This is a genomic window from Pseudomonas syringae, assembly GCF_021606685.1.
In the GTDB taxonomy this organism is placed as follows: Bacteria; Pseudomonadota; Gammaproteobacteria; order Pseudomonadales; family Pseudomonadaceae; genus Aquipseudomonas; species Aquipseudomonas syringae_R.
In genome coordinates, this window is sequence record NZ_WKCB01000117.1 from 1 (window position 1) to 12,787 (window position 12,787).

A 12,787-nucleotide genomic window follows, 5' to 3' on the forward strand; every position below is an offset into this window, starting at 1 on the left:
GGTTTACAGGTGGGGTCTGTAGTGCTTATCCCGCAGTCAAGTAGGGCGTTTCTGTTCTTTTGATCTTCTCCCCCGACTACCGGCTATTGTCAGAAAATTCCCACGGGAGTACAAATGTACTCCATGACGACCCTGACTCCCCGCCGTACCGCCATCCTGACCTTTATTCGCGACCGTATCGCGCAGCAAGGTCAGCCCCCCAGCCTCGCCGAGATCGCCGAGGCGTTCGGCTTTGCCTCGCGCAGCGTTGCCCGCAAGCACGTGGTCGCGCTGACCGAAGCCGGCTTTATCGAGGTCAACCCCAACCAGGCGCGTGGTATTCGCCTGCTCAATCAACCGACCCGCCCGGAATGGCTGGATGTTCCCGTGCTTGGCCGCGTCGCCGCCGGCCTGCCCATCGGCGCCGATGCCGAGGTGCACAATCGCTTGCAACTGGACCCCGCCACTTTCGCGAAAACCCCGGACTACCTGTTGCGGGTACAGGGCGATTCGATGATCGAAGACGGTATCCTCGATGGCGACCTGGTAGGCGTACGCCGCACTGCCGAGGCCTTGAACGGGCAGATTGTGGTGGCGCGCCTGGACGGTGAAGTCACCATCAAGCGCTTCGAGCGCAACGGCAGCCATGTACGCCTGCTGCCGCGTAACCCCGCGTACCAGCCTATCGTGGTGGGGCCCGACCAGGACCTGGCCATCGAAGGCGTGTTCTGCGGCCTGGTGAGGCAAGGCTGATGGGCGCCGTGGTTGCGTTGGATACGCTGTTCAATGGCGGCCGCGTCTGGAAGGGCCGGCCTGCCGCGCCGCCGGCCAACGTGCACCCCACCGGGCTGGCGGCGCTGGATGCGGTGCTGCCCACGGGCGGCTGGCCGGAGGCGGCCTTGAGTGAAATCCTGATGGCCAAGGAAGGCGTGGGCGAGTTGCAACTGGTGCTGCCGACCCTTGCGCGGTTGTCAGCGGCAGGGGAGCGCATTGTGCTGGTGGCGCCGCCCTATACGCCGTATCCCCATGCCTGGCAGAACGCCGGGGTGGATTTGCGCCAATTGTCGGTGGTGCAGGCCGAGGACCGCGATGCGTTGTGGGCGGTGGAGCAATGCCTGCGCTCGGGCAGTTGCGGCGCGGTGCTGTGTTGGCCGCGCAAGGCCGATGACCGCGCGCTGCGGCGCTTGCAGGTGGCGGCGGAAACCGGGCAGACCCTGGCGTTTGCCTGGCGCGCACTGGCCGAAGCGATCAATCCATCGCCCGCCGCCTTGCGCCTGGCGGTCGAGGCCAGGCCTGCCCAGGTGCGGGTGCTCAAATGCCGGGGCGGCCTGGCCCACCCGGCGCCGATTGCGCTGGCGGGGCACTGAGGTTGCCATGCGCTGGGTATGTATTGTGTTCCCGCAATTGGCGCTGGACGGGGTGCAGCGCTTGCACCCTGATCCAAATCAGCCCTTGGCGCTGCTGGCCGGTACGCCGCAGCGGCGCGTGCTGCAAACCGTCAATGCAGCCGCGCGGGCTTTGGGCCTGCGCCCCGGTCAATCGCTGACGGCGGCGCATGCCCTGACCAAGAGCTTTACCTGCGCCGAATACGACCCCGCGGACATCGAGCGCTGGCAGCAATTTCTCGCGGCCTGGGCCTACCGTTTCAGCTCCCAGGTCAGTGTGTATTACCCGCGTGCCTTGCTGTTCGAGATCGAATCGAGCCTGGGCCTGTTCGGGCCCTGGCCGCAGTTCGAGGCGCGCTTGCGCGAGGAGTTGACCGAGCTGGGGTTTCGCCATCGTATCGTCGCGGCGCCGAACCCGGCGGCTGCACGTATGTTGGCGAATATCCATGATGGCCTGGCCGTCGGCGATGAGACCTTGCTGCAGGCCCTCGCGCCGCTGCCCATCGACCGCGCCGGGCTGGAGCCGCAGGCCGCCACGGCCTTGGCGCGCATGGGCCTGCGCAGCCTGGCCCAGGTGCAGGCGTTGCCCCGGCATACCCTGGCCCGACGCTTTGACGCCGCGTTGCTCAAACACCTGGACGCGTTGACCGGGCAGCGCCCATTGGCCTTGGCGTTCTATCAGCCGCCGGACCAGTTTGATGCACGCATCGAGTTGAATTTTGACGTGCAATCTCATCAGGCGTTGCTGTTTCCCTTGCGTCGCTTAACTGGCGACTTGTCGGCTTTTCTCTGCGGTCGCGACAGTGGCGTGCAGCGTTTCGACCTGCACCTGGAACATGCCCAGGCGCCGGACAGTGTGATCAAAGTCGGCCTGCTCAGTGCCGAGCGCGAGCCGGCAATGCTGTTCGAACTGGCCCGTGGGCGCCTGGAGCAGGTACAAGTCACCGCGCCGGTGCGTGGCTTGCGCCTGGTGGCGCAGGACTTGCCGGTGTTCGTGCCGCAACGTCAGGACCTGTTCGACGACCGTCCACAACAGACCTTGCCCTGGGCGCAACTGCGCGAACGCCTGCGCGCCCGTCTTGGCGATGAGGCCGTGCAAGGCCTGCGATTTCATGCCGACCATCGCCCCGAATGCGCCTGGCAAGCGGCGGCCGACAGCCAGGCGTGCCCAACCTTGAGCAAGGTGCAGCGCCCCGGTTGGCTGCTCAATGAACCGACCTTGCTGGCCGAGCAGAGCGTGCAGATTCTGATGGGCCCGGAACGCATCGAGTCTGGCTGGTGGGATGGTGCCGATGTGCGCCGCGACTATTACCTGATCCAGACCCGCGCCGGCCAGCAAGGCTGGGCTTACCGCAGCGTTGGGCAACACGACGGGCTGTGGCTGCAAGGCTGGTTTGCATGAGCTACGCCGAGCTGCATTGCCTGTCCAATTTCAGTTTCCAGCGCGGCGCCTCCAGTGCGCTGGAGTTGTTCGAACGGGCCAAGCGCCAAGGCTACAGCGCCCTGGCGATCACCGATGAATGCACCTTGGCGGGCATCGTGCGGGCCTGGCAAGCCGCCAAGGCGGTGGAGCTGCCGCTGATTATCGGCAGCGAAATGCGCATCGAAAACGGCCCGAAACTGGTCCTGCTGGTAGAGAACCTGAGCGGCTACCAACACCTGTGCCGCTTGATTACCCTGGCCCGGCGCCGTGCCGAGAAGGGCAGTTATCGCCTGTTGCAGGAAGACTTCGAACAGCCGCTGCCCGGCCTGCTGGCGCTCTGGGTGGCCGAAGACACAGACACCCAAGCCTCGATCCAATGGCTGCGCCGTACCTTCGCCGGGCGCCTGTGGCTGGCCGTGCATTTGCACTGCGGTCAGGACGACGCGCACTATTTGCAGCAGCGCCTGCAACTGGCCACCCAGCTGCAAATCCCGGCGGTGGCCTGCGGCGATGTGCATATGCATGCGCGCGGCCGCCGGGCCCTGCAAGACACCATGACCGCGATCCGCCATCACGTGCCGGTGGCACAGGCCGGCACGCGCCTGCACCCCAACGGCGAGCGGCATTTGCGCAGTCTCGACGCTCTGGCTGCGCTGTACCCGACCGCGCTGCGCGACGAAACCCTGGCGATTGCGCAACGCTGCACCTTCGACCTCAGCCAGCTGCGTTACCACTACCCGCGTGAGCTGGTGCCCGCCGGCCATGACGCCCAGTCCTGGTTGCGCCACGTGACCCAGCAAGGCATCGCCCAGCGCTGGCCCAAGGGGCTCGATGCGCAGACCTTGCAGCAGATCGACAAGGAGTTGGCGCTGATCAGCGAGCTGGGCTACGAAAGTTATTTCCTCACGGTGCATGACATCGTGAGCTTCGCCCGCAGCCGTTCGATCCTGTGCCAGGGCCGGGGCTCGGCGGCCAACTCGGCGGTGTGTTTTGCCTTGGGCATCACCGAGATCGACCCGAGCCGGACGAGTATGTTGTTCGAGCGTTTCTTGTCCAAAGAGCGTAACGAGCCGCCGGACATCGACGTCGATTTCGAACACGAGCGCCGCGAAGAAGTGCTGCAGTACGTGTTCCAGCGTTACGGCCGCACCCGCGCAGCGTTGACGGCGGTGGTCAGCAGTTACCACGCGGCGGGTGCGGTGCGCGACGTGGCCAAGGCCCTCGGCCTGCCGCCGGACCAGATCAACGCCCTGGCCGAATGCTGCGGGCGCTGGAGTGACGATGCGCCGCCGCTGGAGCGCCTGCGTGAAGGTGGCTTCGACCCGCAAAGCCCGGTCCTGCGCCGCGTGCTCACGTTGACCGAGCAACTGATCGGCTTTCCCCGGCACCTGTCCCAGCACCCCGGCGGCTTCGTGATTTCCGAATACCCGCTGGACACCTTGGTGCCGGTGGAGAACGCCGCCATGGCCGAACGCACCATTATCCAATGGGACAAGGACGACCTCGACGCCGTGGGCTTGCTCAAGGTGGATATCCTGGCCCTGGGCATGCTCAGCGCGATCCGGCGCTGTTTCGACTTGCTGCGCCGCCATCGCAACCGCGACCTGGCCCTGGCGACGATCCCCAAGGAAGACCCGGCGACTTACGCGATGATCAGCAAGGCCGACACGATTGGCGTGTTCCAGATCGAGTCGCGCGCGCAGATGTCGATGTTGCCCAGGCTCAAGCCGCAAACGTTTTATGACCTGGTGATCGAAGTCGCCATCGTGCGGCCCGGGCCGATCCAGGGCGGCATGGTGCACCCGTATCTGCGGCGGCGGAACAACGAAGAGGAAACCACTTATCCTTCTCCGCAATTGAAAGTGGTGCTGGAACGCACCCTGGGCATCCCGCTGTTCCAGGAGCAGGTGATGCAGATCGCCATGGTCGCCGCTGACTACGGGCCTGGCGAGGCAGACCAGTTGCGCCGCTCCATGGCCGCCTGGAAACGCCATGGTGGCCTGGAGCCGCACCAGCAGCGCCTGCGCAGCGGCATGCTGAAAAACGGCTACAGCGAGGCATTTGCCGCGCAGATCTTCGAGCAGATCAAGGGGTTTGGCAGCTATGGCTTCCCCGAATCCCACGCGGCCAGTTTTGCCTTGCTGACCTACGCCAGTTGCTGGCTCAAATGCCATGAGCCGGCGGCTTTTGCCTGTGCACTGATCAACAGCTGGCCCATGGGGTTCTACAGCCCGGATCAGATCCTGCAGGATGCGCGGCGCCATCACTTGCAGATTCGCCCGGTGGATGTGTTGGCCAGCGACTGGGATTGCAGCCTGGAGCCCATCGACGGCGAGCAGCCGGCCATTCGCCTGGGGCTGCGGATGATCACGGGGTTTCGCGAAGAGGATGGGCGGCGTATCGAAGTGGCGCGCCAACGCCAGGTGTTCAGTGACATTGCCGATCTGGACCAACGCGCCGGGCTGGACGCCCGCGCCCAGGCATTGCTGGCGGATGCCGGTGCCTTGCGCGCGCTGGCCGGCAATCGACACGCGGCGCGCTGGGAAGTGGCCGGGGTGCATAAGCAGCTGGGCTTGTTCGCAGGCCTGCCCAGCCCCGACGAAGCCGTGGTGGCGCTGCCGTCCCCCACGGTGGGCGAAGACTTGCAGGCCGACTACGCGATGCTCGGCACCACCCTCGGCCCGCATCCGTTGGCGTTATTGCGCGATGAACTGCGCAGGCGGCGTTGCCGCAGCTCTCAGGAGCTGATGGCGGTGGAGCATGGGCGCAATGTCAGCGTGGCGGGCTTGGTCACCGGCCGACAGCGCCCGGGCACCGCCAGCGGCGTCACATTTGTGACCCTGGAGGATGAATTCGGCAACCTCAATGTGGTGGTCTGGCGCGACCTGGCCGAACGCCAGCGCCAGGCACTGGTGGGCTCGCGGCTGCTCAAAGTGGACGGGCGCTGGGAAGCGGTGGGCGAGGTGCGCCACCTGATCGCCGGGCGGCTCACCGACCTGACGCCGCTGTTGGAAGGCATCAACGTGCGCAGCCGGGATTTTCACTGAGCAGGCGTTGCCCACGGGTTTGCGGATAAGTTATATGCAATGAAACGTTTCATGTGCGCAGGGCTCCAAGCTGTTATCAGTGCTAAAGCGCCGTCCACTCACGCTTCTGTTCGTCAAGAGCCGACCATGCAATTTTTATCCAATACCCACGGTTGCGAAGGCTGGGGCGGTGAAATGGCCCAGCGAATTCGCGCCTTCGACTGGGCGTCGACCGAGTTGGGGCCAATCGACAAGTGGTCCTGCAGCCTCAGCAGTGCCGTGCAGATGCTGTTGGCCTCGCCCATGCCCATGGTGATGCTCTGGGGGCAGGCAGGGCACATGATTTACAACGACAGCTATTCCGTCTTTGCCGGTGGTCGGCATCCTTATTTGCTGGGCACCCCCGTGGAGCTGGGCTGGCCGGAAGTGGCCGATTTCAACCGGCATGTGCTGGACACCTGCCTGGCGGGCGGCACCTTGTCCTACCGCAACTTTCCACTGGAATTGCTGCGCAATGGTCAGCCGGAAGAAGTCTGGATGGACCTTTCCTACAGTCCGGTGGCGGACGATCACCAGCAGCCCGCCGGGGTCCTGGTGATCGTTACCGAGACCACCGAGCATGTGACCTCCGAGCGACTGCGCCAGGAACTCACCCATAACCTGGAGCAACGCGTGGCCGCCGAAGTGCAGGCGCGTTCCGCGGCCGAAGATCAGTTACGCCAGTCCCAGAAGCTTGAAGCCATCGGCGGCCTGACCGGCGGCGTGGCCCACGACTTCAATAACCTGCTGCAAGTGATCTCCGGCAACCTGCATTTGCTGGCCCGTCACGAGCCGGACAATGCCCAGGTCCAGCGCCGTGTCAGTGCGGCCATCGCGGCCGTGGAGCGCGGCGCCAAGCTGTCGGCGCAACTGCTGGCCTTCGCGCGCCGCCAGCCGTTGTCGCCGGCGGTGTACAACCCGCAGCGTATCTATGCCGGGCTCGGTGAGTTGCTGCAGCGGGCGCTGGGCGAAACCATTCATATCGATGTGCAGTTGCCCAAGGAGTCGTGGTGCATCAACGTCGACCGTAACCAGCTGGAAAATGCGCTGCTCAACCTGGCAATCAATGCCCGCGATGCCATGAAGGGCGAGGGTGTGATTCGCATCAGCGGCGAGAACATCATCCTCAACCCTGACGATTGCGTGGGCAAAAGCGTAAGCCCCGGCGAGTACGTGCGCCTGGCGGTGACCGACACCGGGGTGGGCATGCCGCCGGCGATTCGCGCGAAGGTGTTCGAGCCGTTTTTTACCACCAAGCGCGATGGCCATGGTACCGGCCTGGGCTTGAGCATGGTGTTCGGGTTTGTGCGCCAAAGCGGTGGGCATGTAGAGGTCAGCAGCGAAGTCGGCCAGGGCACCGTGGTGCAATTGTATTTCCCCCGCAGCCTGGGCGAAGAAAGCCTGGAGGTGCCGGCCGAGCCTGTGGCGCCGTTGGGCGGGCAGGAAACCATCCTGGTGGTCGAAGACAATGAAGGCGTGCGCCTGACCGTGGTGGAAGTGCTCGAGCAGTCGGGCTATACGGTGATCACCGCCGAGGACGGCGACCAGGCCATGTCCAAGCTGCAAGCCGGCCTGATACCGGAGCTGATCTTCACCGACGTGGTAATGCCCGGGCGCATCAAGAGCACCGACCTCGCCGACTGGGCCCATGCGCAGTCACCTCCGGTGGCGGTGCTGTTCACCTCCGGGCATACCCGCGACATTCTTTCCAACAATCACCTGCTCAGCCCCGACATTCATTTGTTGAGCAAGCCCTACAGCCTCGAAGCCCTGACACAACGGGTGCGTAGCGTGCTCTCAGCCCACCAAGGTTGCCCATGACGTCACAGCGCAACATCCCGCCGATCACTGCCCAGCGCCCAGGCTTCGTCCGCGTGCGCGGCGCCCGCGAACATAACCTGCGTAACGTCGATGTGGACATTCCCCGGGATGCCTTGGTGGTGTTCACCGGGGTGTCCGGCTCGGGTAAATCTTCCCTGGCGTTCTCCACCGTGTATGCCGAGGCCCAGCGCCGCTATTTCGAGTCCGTGGCCCCCTATGCGCGACGGCTGATCGACCAGGTGGGCGTGCCCGATGTGGACAGCATCGAAGGCCTGCCGCCGGCCGTCGCCCTGCAACAACAGCGCGGCACGCCAAGTGCGCGCTCGTCGGTGGGCAGCGTGACGACCTTGTCGAGCTTGATCCGCATGCTGTACTCCCGCGCGGGCAGCTACCCGGCGGGGCAGGCGATGCTGTATGCCGAGGACTTTTCACCGAACCTGCCCCAGGGCGCGTGCCCACACTGCCATGGCCTGGGCCGCGTGTATGAAGTGACCGAAGCACTGATGGTGCCGGACCCCTCCCTGACCATCCGCCAGCGTGCGGTGGCGGCGTGGCCGTTGGCGTGGCAGGGGCAGAACCTGCGCGACATCCTCGTGACGCTGGGCTATGACGTCGACATCCCCTGGCGCGACCTGCCAAAAAAGCAGCGCGACTGGATCCTCTTCACCGAAGAAACCCCCACCGTGCCGGTGTACGCCGGTTTCACCCCGGCCCAAACCCGCGATGCGCTCAAACGCAAGGTGGAGCCGAGTTACCAGGGCACCTTCAGCGGTGCGCGGCGCTATATCCTGCACACCTTCACCCATACACAAAGCGCGCTGATGAAAAAGCGCGTCTCGCAGTTCATGCAGGGCAGCGCCTGCCCGGTGTGCGAGGGCAAGCGCCTGACCAAGGCGGCGTTGTCGGTGAAGTTCGCCGGGCTGGATATCGGCGAGTTGTCGCAACGCTCGCTGACGCAATTGGCCGAGGTGCTGCGCCCGGTCGCGGCGGGGCAGGACAAGATGAAACTGTCGGTGGAAAAGCGCCTGGCCGCCCAACGCATCGCCCAGGACCTGCTTGAGCGGGTCAGTACCTTGACCGAGTTGGGCCTGGGCTACCTGTCCCTGGAGCGCAGTACCCCGACCTTGTCGTCGGGCGAGCTGCAGCGCCTGCGCCTGGCCACGCAACTGGGTTCACAACTGTTTGGCGTGATCTACGTGCTGGATGAGCCGTCGGCGGGGCTGCACCCGGCGGATGGCGAAGCGCTGTTCACCGCCCTCGAGCGGTTGAAAGCCGCCGGCAATTCATTGTTTGTGGTGGAGCATGACCTGGAAACCATGCGCCGCGCCGACTGGCTGATCGACGTGGGCCCGGCCGCCGGCGAGCATGGCGGGCAAGTGCTGTACAGCGGGCCGCCAGCGGGCCTGGCCAAGGTCGAGGCCTCGCAGACGCGCGACTACCTGTTTGCCGAGCGGCGCCCGTTGAATCCGCCGCAACGTCAACCCAGCGGCTGGCTCAAGCTGCAAGGCGTAACGCGCAATAACCTTAAGGGCCTGGACGTGGACTTTGCGCTGGGCTGCTTTACGGCCGTCACCGGGATTTCCGGCTCGGGCAAGTCCAGCCTCGTCAGCCAGGCGCTGTTGGAGCTGGTTGGCAGCGGCCTCGGCAGCCGGGTGGCAGACAGCGACGAAGCTCCGAGTTTGGAAGACGACGCCCCGCAAACCAGCGGCGGGCGCATCAGCGCGGGCCTGGAGCAGATTCGCCGGCTGGTGCAGGTGGACCAGAAACCCATCGGCCGCACGCCACGCTCCAACCTGGCGACCTACACCGGCTTGTTCGACAACGTGCGCAAACTGTTCGCCGCCACCCCGGCGGCCAAAAAGCGCCATTACGACGCCGGGCAATTCTCTTTCAACGTCGCCAAGGGCCGCTGCCCGAACTGCGAAGGCGAGGGGTTTGTCAGCGTCGAGTTGCTGTTCATGCCCAGCGTGTACGCGCCATGCCCGACCTGCCACGGCGCGCGTTACAACCCCGAAACCCTTGCGATCAAGTGGCAGGGCCTGAGCATCGCCCAGGTGCTCGGGCTTACGGTGGAGCAGGCGGTGGAGGTGTTCGCCGAGCAGCCTGGCGTACTGCGCTCGCTGCAGGTGTTGCGGGATATCGGCTTGGGCTACCTGCGCCTTGGCCAGCCTGCGACGGAACTCTCCGGCGGCGAGGCGCAGCGCATCAAGCTGGCCACCGAGCTGCAACGCAATGCCCGCGGCGCCACACTCTATGTGCTGGACGAACCCACCACCGGCTTGCACCCAAGAGATGTCGACCGCTTGCTCAGCCAGCTCAATCACTTGGTGGACGCGGGGCACACAGTGGTTGTGGTGGAGCACGAAATGCGCGTGGTGGCGCAGAGTGACTGGGTGATCGATATCGGCCCAGGGGCGGGGGATTTGGGCGGGAAGGTGGTGGCGTGTGGTACGCCGCAGAAAGTTGCCAAGAGTAAAACCAGCCGTACTGCGCCGTTTCTGGCCAGAGAGCTGATCTAACAGGCAACTTAGTTCAAATGTGGGAGGGGGCAAGTCGAATCGTCGCACCGCCCCTCCCACATTTATTATGTTTTAGTCAGTTGAATCTGTTGCTTGGCCTGCTTCACCACATTCTCCACAGTAAACCCGAACTGCGCCTGCAACTTGGCCAACGGCGCCGATGCCCCGAAGCTGTTCATCACCACTTTGGCGCCGGTCTGCCCGACGTAGCGGTCCCATCCCAGGGGGCCGGCCTGTTCCACCACCACCCGCGCTTTCACTGCTGGCGGCAATACGCTGTCGCGGTAGGCCTGGTCCTGGTCTTCGAACAATTCCCAACTGGGCATCGACACGACTTGCGCGCTAATCCCTTCGCGCTCCAACTGTTCGTAGGCCGCCACCGCCAGGCTCACTTCGCTGCCGGTCGCCAACAGCAGGACTTTGGCATCGCGTGCACCCGCCAACACATAGGCGCCCTTGGCTGCGCCGGATGCCGCGGCATATCGGCTTCGATCAAGCGTCGGCAGCGGCTGGCGTGACAACACCAGGCAACTCGGCCGATGGGTTTGCGCCAGGGCGACCTTCCACAGTTCCAGGGTTTCGTTGGCATCGCCCGGGCGCAGGGTCAGCAACCCCGGTGTGGCGCGCAGTTGGGTCAGATGCTCGATGGGCTGGTGTGTCGGCCCATCTTCACCGACGCCGATCGAGTCATGGGTGAACACGAACACCACCGGCAACTCCATGATCGCCGCGAGGCGGATCGGCGGTTTCATGTAGTCGCTGAACACCAGGAAGGTCGAGGTATAGGGCCGCAGGTAGGACAGCGCCATGCCATTGGCAATCGCGCCCATGGCGTGCTCACGGATGCCAAAGTGCAGGTTGCGCCCGCTGTAGTCGTCCGCGCTGAAACGCCCGGCGCCGTCAAAGGTGAGGTTGGTCTTGGTCGATGGCGACAAGTCCGCCGAGCCACCCAGCAGCCACGGGATCTGGCGGGCGAATGCATTCAACACTTCGCCCCCGGCGGCGCGGCTGGCCACGCCTTTGGCGTCGGTGTCGAAGCTGGGCAGGTCGTCCTGCCAATGCTCGGGCATTTCGCCTGCGCGCATGCGGCGCAGTTCGTCGGCCAGTTCCGGCTCGTACTGCTCAAGCTGCGACAGGTGCTCGGTCCAGTGTTGATACAGCGGCTGGCTGCGCTCCAGTAGCGCATCACGCAACACCGTGCGCGCCTCATCGGGCACCAGGAAGCTGGAATCCTCGGGCCAGCCGTACGCGGCCTTGGTCAAGCGGATTTCCTCGTCACCCAACGGCTCACCATGGGCGGCGGCCGTGTTGTGCTTGTGGGGCGAGCCGTAGCCGATCACGCTGTCGACCACAATCAGGGTCGGCGCGCCGGTGTTCGCCTGGAACGTCTGCAGGGCGGCGCTCAGGGCCTGCAAATCATTGGCGTCGGTGACATGCAGCGTGTGCCAGCCGTAGGCCTGGAAGCGCTTGATCACGTCTTCACTGAACGCCAGCTCGGTGTGCCCCTCGATGCTGATGGTGTTGTTGTCGTAGATCCAGCACAGGTTATCCAGCTTCAAGTGCCCGGCCATCGACGCTGCTTCGCTGCTGATGCCCTCCATCATGTCGCCGTCGCCGCACAGGGTGTAGACGTTGTAATCGAACAGCACCTTACCGTCGCGGTTGAAACGTTGGCCCAACCAGCGCTCGGCCATCGCCATGCCCACACTGTTGGCACAGCCTTGGCCGAGGGGGCCGGTGGTGGTTTCGACGCCTGTGGTCATGCGGTACTCGGGATGGCCCGGCGTCTTGGAGCCCATCTGCCGGAACTGCTTGATACCGTCCAGGCTGATCGCCGGTTGCCCGGAGCGTTTGCCGTGGGCATCGATCTCGATCACCCCGGCCAGGTGCAGCAGCGAGTAGAGCAGCATCGACGCATGCCCCACCGACAGCACAAAACGGTCACGGTTGGGCCAGTCGGGATGCATGGGGTGGTAACGCAGGAAGCGGCTCCACAGCGTATACCCCACCGGCGCCAGGCCCATGGGCGTACCTGGGTGGCCGGAGTTGGCCTTCTGCACGGCGTCCATCGCCAGGGTGCGAAGGGTGTTGATGCATTGGGTGTCGACAGCAGTGGCAGCGTGAGTCATGAAACCGGTCCCCCGTGAGTGACGATCTACAGTGGAGGGCAGGGCGCGGCAAAGGTTTGATCCTATCGGCCATAGCGCGACGAACGGGAAGCGCACGCTTCAAACATGACAAGACCCCCTGCAATGGTCTAGCTTCAAGGGCGTAAGCCATTGATCAACATGCGGAGGTACGCCATGCCAGTGAAACACGACCTGTATCAGGATTTGGGGTTGAGCAAGGAAGTCGTTCACGAACGCAGGGCAAGCGACAAACGCCTGGACTCGCTGCTCACTCAATACGACGCTGCCGACGCGCTGGTGCTCAAGGCGGAATCGGCCAGTGCCAGCGATGAGGATGTGGAGAAACTCAAGAAAAAGCGCTTGTTGGTCAAAGATGAGATTGTGGGGCGATTGGGGTAAAGGGACGGTCCTACAAAGCAGTCGTCATATTTGTTCAGATTTATCTGAGAGACACGGCGCTTTTAGC

Annotated in this window: 8 protein-coding genes; 7 read left to right on the forward strand and 1 reads right to left on the reverse strand. The window is 64.5% G+C overall.

The annotated features are described in order from the left end of the window. The first annotated feature begins 114 nt into the window (after positions 1-114). The 6 genes from lexA to GIW02_RS25925 all read left to right on the forward strand — a co-directional run bounded on the left by lexA (position 115) and on the right by GIW02_RS25925 (position 10,192). Positions 115-732 (forward strand): transcriptional repressor LexA, encoded by a 618-nt coding sequence (gene lexA / locus GIW02_RS25900; RefSeq protein WP_236419284.1) that lies wholly within the window; start codon positions 115-117, stop codon positions 730-732. Next, the gene (gene imuA, locus GIW02_RS25905) at positions 732-1,346 is read left to right on the forward strand and encodes a translesion DNA synthesis-associated protein ImuA (protein WP_236419282.1); all 615 of its coding nucleotides are present in this window, start codon (positions 732-734) and stop codon (positions 1,344-1,346) included. Before lexA ends, imuA begins: the two co-directional genes overlap by 1 nt. 7 nt (positions 1,347-1,353) lie before the next feature. Next, on the forward strand, positions 1,354-2,766 hold the full coding sequence (locus GIW02_RS25910) for a Y-family DNA polymerase (protein WP_236419279.1): 1,413 nt from the start codon (positions 1,354-1,356) through the stop codon (positions 2,764-2,766). Next, positions 2,742-5,834, forward strand: a complete 3,093-nt coding sequence (locus tag GIW02_RS25915; RefSeq protein ID WP_236419277.1) for an error-prone DNA polymerase — start codon at positions 2,742-2,744, stop codon at positions 5,832-5,834. The genes GIW02_RS25910 and GIW02_RS25915 overlap by 25 nt, the downstream gene beginning before the upstream one ends. Before the next feature lie 126 nt (positions 5,835-5,960). After that, entirely contained in the window at positions 5,961-7,673 is a 1,713-nt protein-coding gene (locus GIW02_RS25920; protein ID WP_236422178.1) for an ATP-binding protein, read from the forward strand. After that, on the forward strand, positions 7,670-10,192 hold the full coding sequence (locus GIW02_RS25925; RefSeq protein WP_236422179.1) for an excinuclease ABC subunit UvrA: 2,523 nt from the start codon (positions 7,670-7,672) through the stop codon (positions 10,190-10,192). Before GIW02_RS25920 ends, GIW02_RS25925 begins: the two co-directional genes overlap by 4 nt. A 65-nt stretch (positions 10,193-10,257) precedes the next feature. Here the strand turns inward: GIW02_RS25925 and tkt are convergent, their stop codons facing one another. Next, positions 10,258-12,321, reverse strand: coding sequence for a transketolase (gene tkt, locus GIW02_RS25930; protein WP_236419010.1), 2,064 nt, complete (start codon positions 12,319-12,321; stop codon positions 10,258-10,260). A gap of 174 nt (positions 12,322-12,495) precedes the next feature. Between tkt and GIW02_RS25935 the strand changes: the two genes are divergently transcribed. Then, positions 12,496-12,720, forward strand: a complete 225-nt coding sequence (locus tag GIW02_RS25935; protein ID WP_236419011.1) for a DUF465 domain-containing protein — start codon at positions 12,496-12,498, stop codon at positions 12,718-12,720. The last annotated feature ends 67 nt before the right edge of the window (positions 12,721-12,787 follow it).

Excerpts from the sequence above, each read along its gene's own strand:
- lexA (WP_236419284.1), top strand. The coding sequence starts at position 115 with ATGTACTCCATGACGACCCTGACTCCCCGCCGTACCGCCATCCTGACC.
- imuA (WP_236419282.1), top strand. The coding sequence starts at position 732 with ATGGGCGCCGTGGTTGCGTTGGATACGCTGTTCAATGGCGGCCGCGTC.
- GIW02_RS25910 (WP_236419279.1), top strand. The coding sequence starts at position 1,354 with ATGCGCTGGGTATGTATTGTGTTCCCGCAATTGGCGCTGGACGGGGTG.
- GIW02_RS25920 (WP_236422178.1), top strand. The coding sequence starts at position 5,961 with ATGCAATTTTTATCCAATACCCACGGTTGCGAAGGCTGGGGCGGTGAA.
- GIW02_RS25925 (WP_236422179.1), top strand. The coding sequence starts at position 7,670 with ATGACGTCACAGCGCAACATCCCGCCGATCACTGCCCAGCGCCCAGGC.
- tkt (WP_236419010.1), bottom strand. The coding sequence starts at position 12,321 with ATGACTCACGCTGCCACTGCTGTCGACACCCAATGCATCAACACCCTT.
- GIW02_RS25935 (WP_236419011.1), top strand. The coding sequence starts at position 12,496 with ATGCCAGTGAAACACGACCTGTATCAGGATTTGGGGTTGAGCAAGGAA.